At 52.3% G+C, this 15,425-nt stretch carries 16 protein-coding genes; all 16 read right to left on the bottom strand.

Going from position 1 to position 15,425, the window contains the following annotated elements:
• Positions 1-94: 94 nt before the first annotated feature.
• The 16 genes from EDM56_RS14015 to EDM56_RS13940 all read right to left on the bottom strand — a co-directional run bounded on the left by EDM56_RS14015 (position 95) and on the right by EDM56_RS13940 (position 15,282).
• Entirely contained in the window at positions 95-748 is a 654-nt protein-coding gene (locus EDM56_RS14015; RefSeq protein ID WP_122918527.1) for a hypothetical protein, read from the bottom strand.
• A 299-nt stretch (positions 749-1,047) separates the two neighbouring features.
• Positions 1,048-1,515 (bottom strand): GNAT family N-acetyltransferase, encoded by a 468-nt coding sequence (locus EDM56_RS14010; RefSeq protein WP_122918526.1) that lies wholly within the window; start codon positions 1,513-1,515, stop codon positions 1,048-1,050.
• A gap of 17 nt (positions 1,516-1,532) precedes the next feature.
• Positions 1,533-3,023 (bottom strand): M81 family metallopeptidase, encoded by a 1,491-nt coding sequence (locus EDM56_RS14005; protein WP_122918525.1) that lies wholly within the window; start codon positions 3,021-3,023, stop codon positions 1,533-1,535.
• 81 nt (positions 3,024-3,104) lie between these two features.
• Positions 3,105-4,340, bottom strand: coding sequence for an NAD(P)/FAD-dependent oxidoreductase (locus EDM56_RS14000; protein WP_183192431.1), 1,236 nt, complete (start codon positions 4,338-4,340; stop codon positions 3,105-3,107).
• Positions 4,330-4,638 (bottom strand): (2Fe-2S)-binding protein, encoded by a 309-nt coding sequence (locus tag EDM56_RS13995; protein WP_122918523.1) that lies wholly within the window; start codon positions 4,636-4,638, stop codon positions 4,330-4,332. Before EDM56_RS13995 ends, EDM56_RS14000 begins: the two co-directional genes overlap by 11 nt.
• The gene (locus EDM56_RS13990) at positions 4,635-4,910 is read right to left on the bottom strand and encodes a (2Fe-2S)-binding protein (RefSeq protein ID WP_122918522.1); all 276 of its coding nucleotides are present in this window, start codon (positions 4,908-4,910) and stop codon (positions 4,635-4,637) included. The genes EDM56_RS13995 and EDM56_RS13990 overlap by 4 nt, the downstream gene beginning before the upstream one ends.
• Positions 4,903-6,207: an NAD(P)/FAD-dependent oxidoreductase gene (locus EDM56_RS13985; protein WP_122918521.1), complete on the bottom strand. Its 1,305-nt coding sequence runs from the start codon at positions 6,205-6,207 to the stop codon at positions 4,903-4,905. Before EDM56_RS13985 ends, EDM56_RS13990 begins: the two co-directional genes overlap by 8 nt.
• A 96-nt stretch (positions 6,208-6,303) precedes the next feature.
• Positions 6,304-7,758 (bottom strand): aldehyde dehydrogenase family protein, encoded by a 1,455-nt coding sequence (locus EDM56_RS13980; protein WP_122918520.1) that lies wholly within the window; start codon positions 7,756-7,758, stop codon positions 6,304-6,306.
• Between the two features lie 27 nt (positions 7,759-7,785).
• A complete protein-coding gene (locus EDM56_RS13975) occupies positions 7,786-8,547 on the bottom strand; it encodes an amino acid ABC transporter ATP-binding protein (RefSeq protein ID WP_281274959.1) in 762 nt (253 codons plus the stop codon).
• 12 nt (positions 8,548-8,559) lie between these two features.
• Positions 8,560-9,216: an amino acid ABC transporter permease gene (locus tag EDM56_RS13970; protein WP_122918519.1), complete on the bottom strand. Its 657-nt coding sequence runs from the start codon at positions 9,214-9,216 to the stop codon at positions 8,560-8,562.
• A gap of 12 nt (positions 9,217-9,228) precedes the next feature.
• Positions 9,229-10,044 (bottom strand): ABC transporter substrate-binding protein, encoded by an 816-nt coding sequence (locus tag EDM56_RS13965; protein ID WP_122918518.1) that lies wholly within the window; start codon positions 10,042-10,044, stop codon positions 9,229-9,231.
• 21 nt (positions 10,045-10,065) lie between these two features.
• Positions 10,066-11,373: an aminotransferase class III-fold pyridoxal phosphate-dependent enzyme gene (locus EDM56_RS13960; protein WP_246009383.1), complete on the bottom strand. Its 1,308-nt coding sequence runs from the start codon at positions 11,371-11,373 to the stop codon at positions 10,066-10,068.
• A gap of 3 nt (positions 11,374-11,376) precedes the next feature.
• Positions 11,377-12,759: an aminotransferase family protein gene (locus EDM56_RS13955; RefSeq protein WP_122918517.1), complete on the bottom strand. Its 1,383-nt coding sequence runs from the start codon at positions 12,757-12,759 to the stop codon at positions 11,377-11,379.
• Complete coding sequence (locus tag EDM56_RS13950) at positions 12,747-13,937, bottom strand: thiolase family protein (protein ID WP_122918516.1); 1,191 nt, start codon at positions 13,935-13,937, stop codon at positions 12,747-12,749. The genes EDM56_RS13955 and EDM56_RS13950 overlap by 13 nt, the downstream gene beginning before the upstream one ends.
• The gene (locus EDM56_RS13945) at positions 13,922-14,623 is read right to left on the bottom strand and encodes a 3-oxoacid CoA-transferase subunit B (protein ID WP_122918515.1); all 702 of its coding nucleotides are present in this window, start codon (positions 14,621-14,623) and stop codon (positions 13,922-13,924) included. Before EDM56_RS13945 ends, EDM56_RS13950 begins: the two co-directional genes overlap by 16 nt.
• Positions 14,620-15,282, bottom strand: coding sequence for a CoA transferase subunit A (locus tag EDM56_RS13940; RefSeq protein ID WP_122918514.1), 663 nt, complete (start codon positions 15,280-15,282; stop codon positions 14,620-14,622). Before EDM56_RS13940 ends, EDM56_RS13945 begins: the two co-directional genes overlap by 4 nt.
• Positions 15,283-15,425: the final 143 nt, after the last annotated feature.

Below are 15,425 nucleotides of genomic sequence, written 5' to 3'. Positions count from 1 at the left end.
TACATCCACGTGGTACCTGCCCTTCAGTGAAGTCTGATAAAAAAGGACTGCCTTCATAGCGAAGCAGCAGTCCTCTTTTACGTAACGTCTTGTACTATTCGAGCCTGCTCTGCCGCCACAAATAAAAGCCGCTTGAGCCATGCCAACCAATTAACCATACAAACCCAAAATCAAAGCCATCATAATACATGTAAGATGCAGAAAAAAGCCCAACCAACCCAAACAACACGAATATTCTGTCAATAATTCGTTGCCCCCAAATGCCAGCGATAACAAACACAAGCGTAATAAAGATGGCCCATACGCTAAAGTCAAAGACAAAACTCCAAAGCATCCCCCAATGCTGGACACTCGAAAAACCAGCCTGCAAGCCTGTTACAATCGTCGTCCGAAGAATATTTTCCGTGAAATCTGTCGTTCCACTGATGATGCCCAATAGGATAATCACAGTGCCTAATAAGGAAATTCGTCTTCTTACAACCAATCCATACCCAAGCCACATCAACAAGTGGCCAAACAAATACAAGCAGTCTATTGAAAAGTTTTTCGAAAGATAATTCGAGTATTCCGTCAGCTGAGAAGGATTCGGCTTTGCCGCTCCACTCAGTATCTCAAACTGACTGAAGGGGAAATCTGGCCTCTGCAAAAAATAGATATATATCAGGCAAATAAATGCGGCAAGTGAACCGAACGAGCAGATAAGTAGCGTATTTTTATACCCGGGATGTGTCGAAGCATTTCCATTCATCAATCAAATCTCCTCCATTGTTCGTTTTCACTTCAATAATGTGTACTTCCCTTGACCATGAATCCCCCTTGTAGATGTACCCCTCCCTTGCTGAATAGTCATCGCTTGTTACTATCAGAGTTAGCAATAATGATGCCACGACATGAAAAGAAGCATGAAAAAAATCAGACTATTACCATCCTTGCTGAACGCATATACACAAATAAGCTAGCCATCTTGGCTAGCTCACTCTGTCATATACTTTACGGTTAATTATTTACTTGGTAGCAGTGGAGGCGGGGGTATAGGGAGCCAGTAACCTAAAAGCACTTCACCATATAGTACCGATCCGAGCCATCGCCGTATTCCGCCACTCTGGTCTCCTCAATGCGATAGCCAAGATTCTCGTACAGCTTGACAGCAGCTGTATTGCTTGGCTTCACGGTCAGACACGACTTGGTAAAGCCGTCCTGCTGCATCATCGCAAACAGGTAATCAAAAAATATCCTGCCATACCCTTTGCCCTGTTTGTCGGAACGAACATAGTAGCCGAATATATACGCCATATCCGGTTCCTTATAATCCCTCAGCAGTTCGCAGACAGCGACGGGGCGTTCATCACCTGCTTCCCTAAGCCAGATGAGCCGTCCGTTTCTCGTAACCGGGACAAGCATCACTTCGTCAACCGCCCCATCCTCGGGAAACGCATCCGCTTCCAGTTCGCACATCATGCTGATTTGCTCCGGTGTCAAAGAGTCCGGAATCTCCAAGTAAAGCTTGTCATTCATGCTTTACTGCCGCCTCCTTATTCACCCCAGGTTTGCACATCATCAAGCGGCCAAATCGGTCGCGGTATATGGGCATAGGGGAAATTTTTCAGTTGATTGGACGCAACTCCCGGTCCATCGATATAGATGATCTGACTGACCAGCGGATCAAACGCTGCGCGGAAGTGATTTTTTACTTTTAAGCCGAGAATTCGCTTCTCTGTCGGTTCGATGCCAATATGCCGGAACATTTCCGGATCGTTGGCCGAAAGCGCTCTACCCGTAAGCAATATATCGAGTTCGCCAACCCGGATATGTGCCGCTCCCTTCATATCAACCAAGAGGCCGGTATTCATCGGACCCTTATTGATAAATTTGCCGTCAGAAAGCTTGATGACCTTAGCAGCAACCTGAATCGGCTCTCCGAATTCCGGCGAGCATTTGCCGCCGAGGGCAAGCGATACGGTTGCACCTTCCCCTGCCTCCCCGCAGCGTGAAAGCGAGTCCGGATCGTACAAAGCGCCAAACAAGGCATCCGTAAGATTGCGGCTGATCATTTCCCTGAGCAGCCCTGTCGTATCCCCGCTTCCGCCGCTGAGCGGATTGTCCGAGATATCGGCGAGTACGACAGGCTTTTCCGTTGTCAGCGAGAGTGCCAGCGAAACTCCCTCTGTGACGCCAGGCAGCTCCATGATAAATCGCTCCCGATTCAACCAAAATTCTTCGGCGAGCGCGCTGGCGGCGCGATCCCCTCTCGCTTGATCGGTTGCGACTACGATAATACTTGCGCCCACTTCGGGAATATCTGAATAAGGGAACCCTCCCATTACGGAAGCGCTAACGATGCCTTCCTCACGCTCCCAGCGGATCGCTGATTCTACCAAGTCGTGCATCGGCCCTTCCGCCGTCCGCATATTAATGCTTGGCGGCATCATCGGCAATCTCACAAAAGAGACGAAATACCGCTCGTTTGTCTCCACTTGCTTCAGTAAAGCATGGGCGGCCCTCACTCCCTGCTCATACATATCGATGTGCGGATAGGTTTTAAACCCAAAGTGCAGTGGCGTTTGCGCAATCATACGCTCACTCACATTGGCATGCATGTCGAGCGTGGTGGCAATCGGCAGAGCGTCGCCGACAAGCTGCCGGATGCAGCAGAGCAAGTCCCCTTCTGGATCAGACACCCCGTCCACGACCATCGCACCGTGCAAGGCAAGCAACACCCCGTCCAGCTCCCCTGCCTGTTCGATTGAGCCCAGCATCTCCCGTTTGATTTCCGCGTAGGCATCCGCTGCTACGATACCGGATGGTACAGCTGCTGCCGTAACCAGCGGCACGATTTCAGCGTTTTTTTCCTCCAATACATCGATAAAACCGCCTACTTCGGTTTTCGTCCCTTTATAGGCCGCGATAATCGCTTCGCCCTTGTGGTAGCCTTCATCATAGAAATCCTGAATCGTTGTTTTCACCGGGCTGAAAGAATGGGATTCATGATAAAAAAAAGCGATCCCGATGCGTGTTTTGCTCATGTGATCTCCTCTTTTTCCGTGTAACATCTCACCGTTTTTCATCAATCGGATCATCGCCCGGCAGCCACACAGCCGTCTGCATTACGCATGCAGAGGCCGATTTTGCTCCCAAAGCGATTGCAGCTGAATCCTCGCTTCTTTTATATTCAGGTGAAACTGGATGTCACTCGTCTCACGCGTTGCCTCTACCTTTTGTATGGCAGTCTGCACATCCTGCTCACCGACATGCCCGATCCCCAGCTGACGGCACATATTTAAACCGGCGACTTTCCCCTGAACCATGGCGATCTTGGCGCCCTCAATTCCCGTGATATTGCCTGCCACATATAAATTCCGAACGGTTGTCTCCATTGCTTGGTTATGCAGCGGGACAGCCCCGTTTAACCCATCGATCCGGACAAATTGGCATCCTGCAGTCGCAGCCAATTCTCCGAGCGGCGTCAATCCGCCGGATAAGCATACCGCATCAACAGGAACAGCAGTCGATGTGCCGGGAATGATTTGGCCAGCAGCATCAATCGAGGCGATTTCGGCATGGGTCACCTGCTCGTCTCCGTGGATTGCGACGAGAGCTTTCTTCAATTGGATTGGGATTCCCCACACCTTCACCCCGCCGCGGGGAAAAAAGTGCGCGGCAAGCTGAATGCCAAGACTACTGCCCAGAACCGCGCCACCCGCCCGCAGCAGCGGATTCGGAGCGAGATGGGTCATGGATTGCAGCTGTTTCAGCAACTCCAACGGATTGGAACGCCCTTGACTAAACTCGCTCCGCCCGGGCAAAACAATCCCCACTAACTCAACACCGGCCAGCTTCATAGCGCGGGCGATCGTCAAAGATAAAACATCGACTCCCGCAATGATAACACGCTTCCCCGGCTTTACTCTGTTTACGTTCGTCAGCACTTGGGCAGCTCCAACCGTCATCACTCCGGGCAGGGTCCAGCCAGGCATGGCAAGCGGCTTTTCCACTGCCCCGGTAGCAAGCAAGACGGCCTTTGCCTGAATCGCTCGAAACGGGAGTTCGCGATTGCGCGTATCCGCGATATGAACCGTCCAACCTGTTTCCAATCCCCAGACTTGCGTTTGCGGCATCAGTGTCGCACCTGCAGCTTTCGTCTCCTCGACAAGTTTCGCTGCGATTTCTCCGCCCTTCCACCAGTTGTTTCCTCCCGGCTCTTCATGCAGCTGCCCCAACAGCTTGCCGCCGAATGTGCTGTTCTCATCGACGACGACGACGGAACCGCCGTGCGAAGCGATTTCTTTTGCAGCGGTTAAACCAGCCGGACCTCCGCCGATTACAGCGACATCAACCTTCACTGCCTGCCCCCCCTTTCTTTGGTGTAAGGCACATTCCCGCTTCAACAGGTGTGATGCAGGCACGAATCTCCCCCGCTCCGTCCAAATGTAAGCGGCATTCATAGCAGTGGCCGATGCCGCAGTACAGCCCGCGCGGTTCTCCCTTTTTTTCCGAATGGCGCAACGTGCGAACACCATTTGCCAAGAGGGCGGCGGCAATGCTTTCGCCTTTAAGCCCCGTGTACTGCCTGCCGGCAAACGTGAACGTCACTTCCTCCGTCTCCCTCGGCGTAAAGACAGGGTGCTGAATGACTCTCATGAATGATCCCTCTCAATTAGCTGCCCGATATGCACGGGACGCACAGGATGGTGAATGGTCAGCGTGCTCGGATGCTCGATGATTTTGCCTTGTTCTTCGCCCACGATCGCTTCCAGCAAGCTGCGGCAGACGCGTCCTTGGCAGGTTCCCATTCCGGCACGGGTCTGCATTTTGATCTCCTGCGCGGTGCAGGCACCGTTCTTAATGACCGCATCAATCTCATGGCGGCTGACCTCTTCACAGCGGCAGATCAGATAGCTGCCTTTATCCATAGCTGATCACCCCATGTTCCGGCTCCGCCGTTTGCCCCGCCGCGAAACGGGACGGTGAAAAATGACCGATCATGTCCCAGATCAGCTGCGGGAGCTCCTGGCCAGCATGGTCAACGGCGATCATCCGCGAAAGCAGCTTACCCATGATCGCAGACATGCCGTATCCGTGCCCGTTGTATCCGCCGGAAACATACAGATTGGTAAATTCGTTAATCGCTCCGAACAGCGGCAAGTGATCCGGCGTGATCTCCACCGTTCCGGCAAATGAGCGTATCAAATGCTTCTCATGGTATCCGGGGAACAGCTCGATAAAGCGTGTAGACAGCAGCTTGATCGCTTTCGCCGTATTGGTTACATCAAAGCTCGTCACTTCCCAAGGGCCGCCGCCGCCGTATAAAATGTTGCCGGCATGCGTCTGCCGCAAATAAAGTCCATTTCCTGAGACAAATGGATTCACTCGTCTCTGTTCAAGAATTTCCGTGACCATGATTTGCGATCGGCGCGGGATGATCGGCAGGTGAAGCTGCAGCAATTTACCGGCAAATTGCGTCCAGGGCCCCGTGCAGAGGATGAACGTGTCTGCATACAGCTCCCCGTGGTCGGTCCGCGCAGCCGCAATGGTCCCGTTCCTCACTGTAAAATCCTTCACTTCGCAATGGCCGATAAACGTCACGCCACGCGCTTTCAGCCATTCGATCATGCTGGAAATAGCCGTAAACGGGTAGCTCTGCCCGTCGATCGGGCTGTACAGCGCCCCTTTGTTTTGCGGATGAATGTCCGGTAGCATTTTGCTGACTTGGTCTGGATCGAGCAAAACCGTCTCCAATCCGGCGCGCCGGTATAAGGCATGGGCTTTGCCCAGCTTTTCCGCCTCCAGCTCATTCATCGCGACCATCGCATGGCCCGGTCGGATAAACCGGGTATCGATCCCGTGCTGTGACAACTGCTCCCACAAGTCCATGGAAACTCTGGAAAAAGGAATCTCCTCCAACTCTCGCCCGAGCGCAAGCACGCCCCCGCCGTTTCTGCCGGAAGCAGCGGCACCAAACGACTTCCTCTCCACCACGGTCACTTGATACCCTTCCTGATAGAGATAAAAAGCGGTCATGATGCCGACCAGTCCGCCGCCAACGATCAGCACCCGGTGGGCACGCGAAGCGCTGGTTGGCTTTTGGTCGGTTCGAAAGATATATTCGTGCAAGGCATGGTAAACTTCATTCACTTTATCCGCTGTTTCTGCCGTTGCCGTTTCCACATTCAAGGAGAGCAACGTTAAGAGGTCAACATGTTTTGCCATCGGAAAACTCCTTAGAAAACCTGGCTACGCCAATTTTTTTGGCGGAGCCGCGGTTGCACTTATACTGGATAAGAATTTTATAAATTATTATCTGTATCAATAATTGGTATAAATCGTTTTCCATTCGGTCATGCAGTCAAAAGCGTGATGCGAGACTTCGCGATGGCCGTTGCCGGACATTTTCACGCCGCCGAAGGCCATCCCGGTTTCGGCATTTGAGGTTCCGTTATTGATGTAAACAAGCCCGGATTCCAATTCGCGTGAAGCCCGATTCGCATAGTGCAGGCTGTTCGTATAAATCGATGTGGACAGCCCGTATTCCGTATCGTTGTTGACTTCAATCGCTTCCTCCAAATCCTGCACAGAAATAATCGCCAGAACGGGGCCGAAAATCTCTTCCCTTGCGATACGATGATCTTTTTTGACGTCAGTAATGACGGTCGGCGTATAATAGAAGCCATTTTGATAAGCTCCTTCGCGCAAAGCGACACCGCCTGTCAACAAGCGACTGCCTTCCTGTCTAGCAATCTCCACATACGTCGCTACCGTTTTTAACTGCGCGGCATTGGCCAACGGCCCGATCTCGGTGCCTTCCTCCAAGCCGTTGCCTACTCTCAGTTTCTCAGTAAGCTCGACGATCCGCTGCTCCAACTCCTCGCGAACCGATTCCACGACAATCACCCGACTGGCGGCCGTACAGCGTTGGCCGGTTGTCGTAAATGCCGCTTTGACGATGCCTGCGGCTGCCTTGTCCAGATCGGCGTCTTCCATGACAATCACCGCGTTTTTCCCGCCGAGCTCAAGCGATATTCGCTTCAGCGTGCGGGCGCCGATTTCCGCCAGATGGATGCCCACCTCCGTTGAACCGGTAAATGCGATTACCTTTACATCCTGATGCTGTGCCAGAGCGTTTCCAACCTTGCTGCCTGAGCCGAGGATGAGATTCAGCACGCCAGAGGGAAGACCCGCTTCTTCAAAAACTTCCGTAAACAGCTTAGCCGAAAGGGCAACATCGGAAGCCGGCTTCCAGACGATCGTATTTCCAGTAACAAGCGCGGCAAAAATTTTATACGCCGCCAAAGCAATCGGAAAGTTCCACGGCGTGATACATGCCACCACTCCCAACGGTTCGCGAACCGTCATGGCCATCCGATCCGGGGAGCCTGTCGGAATGGTTTCGCCGAACATTCTTCTCCCTTCTCCAGCCATGTATTTGCAAGACGCGATCGTCGCATCGACTTCTCCCAGCGATTCCGCATACACTTTTCCCATTTCCAGCGTCATCATTTTTGCGATTTGTGCTTTTCGCTGGAGCAAAATGTCGGCTGCCTTCCACAAATAGTCTGCGCGTAGCGGGGCGGGGACTCTTTTCCACGTTTTGTATGCTTCGCTTGCCGCCTGAACGGCCTCTGCTACATCCTGCCCATCCGACATGGTACATGTCCCGACAATTTCGCCTGTCGCCGGATTGATACTCGTAAAGCTCTCAGCGTTGCTTTCGGACTTCCAAACACCGTTAATGAAATTCGTCGCCATCAGCATATCTGCCATTTTTCCTACCCTGCCTTTCCAGTTGCCTTAATGAACGAGTCGCAAAAACCCTTTGAGCCTCTCGCTTTTTGGATTCGAGAGAACAACTTTTGGGTCGCCCTCCTCCTCAATCATCCCGTTGTGCATATAAATCACCCGATCTGCCACTTCGCGGGCAAAGCCCATTTCGTGGGTAACGACAACCATCGTCATCCCTTCATTGGCCAGCTGCTTCATGACATTCAGGACCTCTCCGACCAATTCCGGGTCAAGCGCGGAGGTCGGCTCATCGAACAGCATGATTTTTGGATTCATCGCTAGCGCTCGGGCAATCGCTACCCGTTGCTGCTGGCCGCCGGACAGCTTTTTCGGATAGACATCCCGCTTCTCCAGCAAGCCCACTTTTTCCAAAAGGACCAAGGCATCCTTTTTGACATCCTCTTTGTTTCTGCGCAGCACTTGAATCGGCGCTTCCATGACGTTTTCCAGCACCGTCATATGCGGAAAAAGATTGAACTGCTGAAAAACCATGCCGACTTCCCGCCGGATTTGGCTGATGTGTTTGACCGATTCATCCAGGACAATGTTGTTGATGGTGATCCGGCCGGCAGTGATCGTCTCCAAACGGTTGAGACAGCGGAGCAGCGTACTTTTCCCTGATCCGCTGGCTCCGATCAATGAGACCACTTCGCCCTTGTGAATCGTAACGTCAACGCCTTTTAACACTTCCAATTCTCCGAAGCTCTTGTGCAAATTTTCGATCTTGATGATCGGTTCTGCCACTTCCGTTTTCATCGCTGTCATCTCCATTTTTAGCTCCTCCTAGTGATCGCTTACCGAAAGGCGATATTCAATCTTGTTGAGAACGAAAGAGAAAATGGTCGTCAAAAGTAAATACAGCAAGGCAGCGACAATATAAAACTCAAAAAACGCGTAGTTGGTCGCAGCAAAGCGCTGGGATACCATCATCAGCTCAGATACCGTCACCAGCGATGCGAGCGACGAGTCCTTCAGCATGCTGATGGCTTGATTGCCAAGGGCCGGAATGCTTACCCGAAAGGCCTGCGGCAAGATAATGCGCTTCATGATCGTGCCATAGTTCATGCCCAATGATTGCGCAGCCTCTGTCTGCCCCTTCGGGATGGAAAGCATTCCACCCCGATAAATTTCGGCAATATAGGCGCCTGAATTAATGCCCAAGGCAATCACTGCAGAGGTAAACGGCCCCAGCTCGATCCCGAATTGCGGGAGGCCAAAATACACGAGGAACAGCTGCACCAGCATCGGTGTGCCGCGAATCACCCAGATGTATAAATCGGCAAGCCAGACAAGCGGTTTTATTGTGGAAATCTTCATCAAAGCAGCGACTAACCCGAGCAGCAGCCCAAGGATGATCGACACAATCGACAGCTCCAGTGTCATTAGGGATGCCTTCAGCAGGAAGGGGATGAATTCTGTTACGAGTGAGAAATCAAGCATGCCAACTCTCCCCTAGCGAATGTCTTGGTCAAACCATTTTTTGCTTATCTGTTCATATGTGCCATCCTTTAACATTTCGCCCAAATACTTATTCAGCTCTTCCCGCAAAGCATCCTCGTTTTTATTCAAGGCGATGCCGGCAGCATCCTTGAGCAATGGCTCGCCAATCGGCTTGAACGGATATTGATGTTCCTTGATCATCCGAGCGCCAACCCCGCGGTCCGTAATGACCCCTTCAACTCGGCCGCTCGCCATGTCCTGGAAGGAAAGCATGTCATTTTTATAGGTAACCAGTACCGCGCCCAACTCATTTGCTTTCTTCTCAAAAGTGGTCCCGATGGAAGCGCCGATTTTTCGTCCATTAATATCCGTCGGATTGGTAATCGTAGAAGACGTCGGAATGAAGAGTTGGGCTCCTGTGTGATAGTACGGATCGGTAAAGTCCACCTTCTGTTTCCGCGCATCGGTAATCGCCATGCTAGAGAGGATGATATCGTACTTTTTCGAGAGAAGCCCAGCGATGATGCTATCCCATGGGGTTGCGACAAAGTTCGCTTTTACCCCCATGCGCTTGGCGAGCTCGTTCGTGATATCCACATCAAAGCCCACCAGCTCATTCTTGTCATCGTAGTAGTTGAATGGGGGATATGCCCCTTCGATGCCGATATTGATCGTACCGGAGGACTTGATTGTCCCCAGTACCCCCACGTTTTCCGTGGCATTCGACTTTGGTGCTTCGGCGGTGCCTGCTTCCTTGCTGCCGCAAGCAGACAGGAGCAGTGTGAAAAGGGTCAGTGTCAATCCGACAATCAGTCTCTTCTTGTTCATTCGAAATCGTCCCCCTTTGTTTTAGTTGGCTGCTGCTTTTGCAATCGCTTGCTCCAAAATGGTTAAACCTTGATCCAAATCCTCTTCCGCAATATTCAGCGGCAGCATGAGGCGTATCGTTTGGCCGTAGACGCCGCAGCCTGTGACCAACAGCTTGTTTTTCAGAGCCTCTTCGCGAATCGCAGCAACCAGCTTTGTACCGGGATTTCCATCTTGGTCTTTAAATTCAACTCCGATCATCAGTCCTGTCCCGCGAATTTGAGCGACTGCGGGAAAGTGGCCGATTGAGCGATTGAAGCGTTCCACAATTTGTTGGCCGAGCGCGGCTGCTCTTTCGACAAGCTGCTCGCGAACGATGACATTGATGCTCGCCAGCGCAGCAGCACAGGAGATGGGGTTTCCGCCAAACGTTGATCCATGCCCCGCCACTGGCCACTTTTCATGCAGCTCCCGCTTGGCAACGATCGCTCCGAGCGGCATGCCGGAAGCTATCGCTTTAGCAAGCACCAAGATATCCGGCGTTACCCCGGCGTGTTCGGCGGCAAACATCTTTCCGGTTCGGCCAAATCCTGTTTGGACCTCGTCAAAGACGAGCAGGATCCCATGCTTCTCCGTGATTTTGCGCAATTCTTGCAGAAAAGCGACCGGCGCAGGCACATACCCGCCCTCTCCCATAAAAGGTTCAATAATGATCGCCGCTACTTGAGAAGGATCGACTTGAAGCTCAAACAGCTTTTGTAATCGATCAAGCGAATAGGCGGTCGCTTCCTGTTCGCTCATGCCCGCGCCCAATTGCAGTGCATACGGATACGGAATGTGGTGGACGCCACCCATGAGCGGCTCATAGTGCTTTTTGTACTTGGCGCTTGATGCCGTTAATGTCGTAGCCCCGATCGTTCGGCCGTGAAACGAGCCTTCGAAAGCGATGAGCGCTGGCCGACCCGTCGCCGCTCTGGCCAATTTGATGGCTCCGTCGATCGCCTCGGCTCCCGAATTGCTGAAGAAGACAGTGTCCAGCTCGCCCGGTGTAATTTCGGCAAGCTTTTCGGCCAGATTGACAGCGCTCTCATAATAACCGTAGTTCAGTCCCAGATGGATCAGAGAACCGGCCTGCTCCTGAATCGCCTCGACGACCTCCGGATGCGTGTGTCCCAACGCATTGACCGCAACCCCGGAAACGAAATCGAGATATTCCTCGTCATCGACTGTCCAGAATTTTGCCCCGTGCGCGCGCTTGATGACCAGGTTTGTGATCCGCGTCATTACGGGCGACAAATGGCGAAGCGCTTTCTGTTGAAGCTCGTTCATGGTTTTCGTGCTTTCCGTCATGGTTCATTCCTCTTTTCCTGTTATTGTGTAAACCTGCTCTTCAAAAGCAGCAAGCGATTGATCCAAAATAGCGACAAGCTCATCGATTTCTTCCCTTGTGATCGTCAGCGGAGGCCCGATCAGCAGGTGATCCCCATTTACTCCATCGATTGTGCCTGCCCCCGGATAGAACACGGCCCCCCTCTTTAACGCCTCGTGATTCAGCCGATCAGCTGCCCCGAAAGAAGGGGGAAACAACTGATCCCGAGAGCGGTCTGCCAGCAGCTCAAAGCCCACCAACAAGCCTTTGCCCCTAATTTGCCCCATGCTGCTGTGTCTTTTCTGCAAATCGCGCAAGCGCTGAAACAGATACTCGCCTTGCTCTTTGCCATTCGCCAGCACATTCTTTTGCTTATAGTAGCGGACAGCTGCGAGACCGGCTGCTACAGATACCGGGTGGCCGCTGAACGTATAGCCGTGAATGAAGCGGCCGTTTCCGTTTGCAACCAAACTCTCGACGATTTGATCGGAGACAATCATTCCCGCAAGAGGCGCATACCCCGCGGACACACCTTTGCCAAAGGTGATAATATCCGGCACGACGCCAAATTGCTCGATTGCAAAATCAGTCCCGGTTCGGCCAAACCCGGTCATCACCTCGTCGATAATTAACACGATTTCGTATTGATCGCAGATTTCCCGTACTCGCTGCAAATAGCCTTTGGGAGGAACCACCGCCCCTTGCTGGCTGCCGACGATGGGCTCGCATATAAAGGAAGAAACAAATTCGGGCCCAATCTCTTTGACAAGCCTCTCCAGCTCCTCGGCACAAGGCATCCGCTTTTCCCGCTGACAGATTTCCTCGGTCCGGCTGTAGGGGCAGCGATGGCAGTACGGCGAGTAAATGTGCTCGAATTTGGCCAGGTTTGGCGTATAAGGCTGACGCCGTTTGATATCGCCGCCTGCCGATAATGAACCGAGCGTATTGCCGTGGTAGCCCTGCCAGCGGCCGATGACGATATGCTTCTCCAGTTTCCCGCGATCTCGATGGTACTGGCGGGCGAGCTTCATCGCGCTCTCGTTCGCTTCCGAACCGCCCGAGGTAAAATAAACCCGATTCAATGGAGCCGGGGCCATCTTCCCGATCTCTGCCGCTAATTCGTGCAGCACCTTTGTTTCAAAGCGCAATGTATGTACAAAACCGGCTGTTTTCGCCTGTTCTGCCATTGCTTCAGCGATTTCCGTCACCCCGTGCCCCAGATTGGCGGCAATGGCTCCCGAGGAAGCATCCAGATAGCGATTTCCCTGTTCGTCATACAGATAAACTCCCTCTGCGCGGACAATCATGGGATACTCTTTGGTAAAATCACGGTGAAACACATAATCCTTTGCCTCTACTCGCTCCATTTTTCAATCACCGCCGCAATTCCTTGGCCTCCTGCGATACACAGCGTGGCCAATCCGTATCTGGCATCCTGTTTTTGCATTTCATGCGCAAGTGTGACCATGATTCTTGCTCCGGAGCACCCTAACGGATGGCCGAGGGCGATAGCCCCCCCGTTGACGTTCACATTGTCGCCTTTGATCCCCCACTCCTTGAGGACAGCCAGGCTCTGCGCCGCAAATGCTTCATTAAGTTCGATCAATTGAACATCGCGCAAGTCCAACCCGGTGTGACGCAGCGCTTTTTGGGTAGCCGGCACCGGCCCGATCCCCATCTCTTTCGGCGATACACCGGCAGCGGCAAAGGAGCGAATCTTTGCCATCGGGGTCAAGCCCAGCGCTTTTGCTTTCCTTTCGCTCATCATCAGCAGCATCGCCGCTCCGTCATTTCTGCCCGACGAGTTACCCGCCGTAACCGTCCCGTTGCCCCGAAACGCGGGGGATAGTGTCGCCAGCTTTTCCAAGCTGGCTTCTCTTGGGAATTCATCGACAGCAAACAATCGAACGCTATTTCTTCCTTCTTTTACTTCGATCGGCACGATTTCGTCGTGGAATCGTTCGGAATCGATAGCATTTTTGGCTTTGGCTTGGCTCTTGTACGCAAATTCATCCTGCGCCTGACGGGATATTTCGTATTTCTCTGCCAGTATCTCGGCAGTTTCACCCATTGTAAAGGTTCCGTACCGATCGATAGGCTGCGAACGGGGCTGGCTCTCAGTATTTGAATCGAACATCGCCATATTCCCCGGATGTAATCCGAATCTGTTTCCAACGAAATAGTAAGGCGCCTGCGACATGCTCTCCACACCGCCAGCCAACACAACCTCGGATTGGCCGGTCAAAATTGACAGATAAGCATTCCAAACCGCCTGCATTCCGGAACCACATTGGCGATGCACCGTATACCCAGGCACCGTTTCCGGAAACCCTGCCTTGAGTGCAGCAACTCTGGCAATATTGGGTGAATGAGCGCTTTGCTTGGTCTGCCCAACGATCACCTCATCGACAATATCCGGGCGAAAACCGGAATGCGAGAGGTTATTGTTCATGACAATCGCTACCAAGTCCTCCGGCGTGACATGAGCCAATGCCCCTCCGTATTTCCCAATCGGCGTTCGTAATGCATTTACGATGACAACCATTTTTCCACCTCACGACTGTGCGTATTTGTCAGGCCTTCGCCCGCTTTTTCATTTGCCAGCTGCACTTGAAAATGAGCTTCTGTCTTGCTCCTCACTTCTTCTAGGGTTACATTGGGGGCGAGTTCGGTAAGAACCAGTGTACTGTCCCGCACCTCAAAAACAGCTAGCTCAGTAACGATCAAATCGACCCGGCGTATGGAGGTTAACGGATACGTCGCCTGTTTCACGAGCTTGGGGCTGCCTTCTTTCGTGGTATGGGTCGTTGCGACAATAACTTTTTTCGACCCTTCCAGCAGATCCATCGCCCCGCCTACGCCAAGCACGCTTTTTCCAGGAACCGCCCAGTTGGCGATACGCCCCTGTTCATCCACCTGCAGGACACCCAAGATCGATACATCAACATGTCCTCCACGAATCATGGCAAACGATGCGGCACTGTCGAAATAGGAAGCGCCCGTTGAAACGGTGACGGGAAGCTTACCCGCATTCACAAGATCTTTGTCCACCTCACCCGCAGCAGGGGCAGGGCCGACGCCAAGGATTCCATTTTCCGAGTGAATAAACACTTCGATGTTCGCGGGGAGATATTCAACGACCAGCGTTGGGATTCCGATGCCGAGGTTGACGATATCCCCGTTCCGCAATTCCTTCGCAACCCGTGAAGCAATAAGTTCTTTCTCATTCATGAGCGGTCTTCTCCCTTCATCGTCACATAGTCGACAAACAAGTGTGGCGTAATAATTTCCTCCGGTGACAGCTGACCTACTTCAACGATTTCATCCACCTCGGCGATGACCAGATCGGCAGCCGTAGCCATGATCGGATTAAAATTTCTTGCCGATTTTCGATAAATGAGATTCCCCAGTCTATCGGCCTTATGGGCTTTGATAATCGCTACATCCGCATGAAGAGCTTCTTGAAATAAAAATGATTTGGTCTTGATGACTTTCAATTCTTTTCCATCTTCTATTTGTGTACCTACTCCAGCCGGAACATAAAAGCCACCGATGCCCGCTCCGCCGGCGCGAATTGCTTCTGAGAGTGTCCCCTGTGGCATCAACTCAATCTCCAAATCTCCAGTCTGATTCGCTTTTACAACATCCGGATTCGACGTAAAGTAAGAGCCGATTGCCTTTTTCACGCGCTTTTCCAACACGAGTACGCCAAGTCCTTTTCCCGGCTCCCCCAGGTTGTTGCTGATGATCGTAAGATTGCCGACGGATAATTTGGCCAGCTCGGCAATGATGGCCAACGGGCTTCCGACCAATCCGAACCCTCCGACCATCAGGGAGTCCCCATCTTTGATTAAAGCTGCCGCTTTTTTCACATCAATAAATTTCTCCATGTTACCCCCTAATTAGAAAACCTGGCTACGCCATGCTTTTTGGCGGAGCCGCGGTTGCGCTTATACTGGATAAGACTGCCATGCCGTGTTCGCGGCATGGCAATCTTATCTGTAAAATAAAAGAACCGAGCATAAAGCAACAT

Origin of the sequence: Brevibacillus fluminis (assembly GCF_003710825.1) — a bacterium.
GTDB classification, from domain to species: domain Bacteria; phylum Bacillota; class Bacilli; order Brevibacillales; family Brevibacillaceae; genus Brevibacillus_D; species Brevibacillus_D fluminis.
Note: the sequence above shows the minus strand (reverse complement) of the source record. Positions and strands in the feature narration are given on the sequence as shown.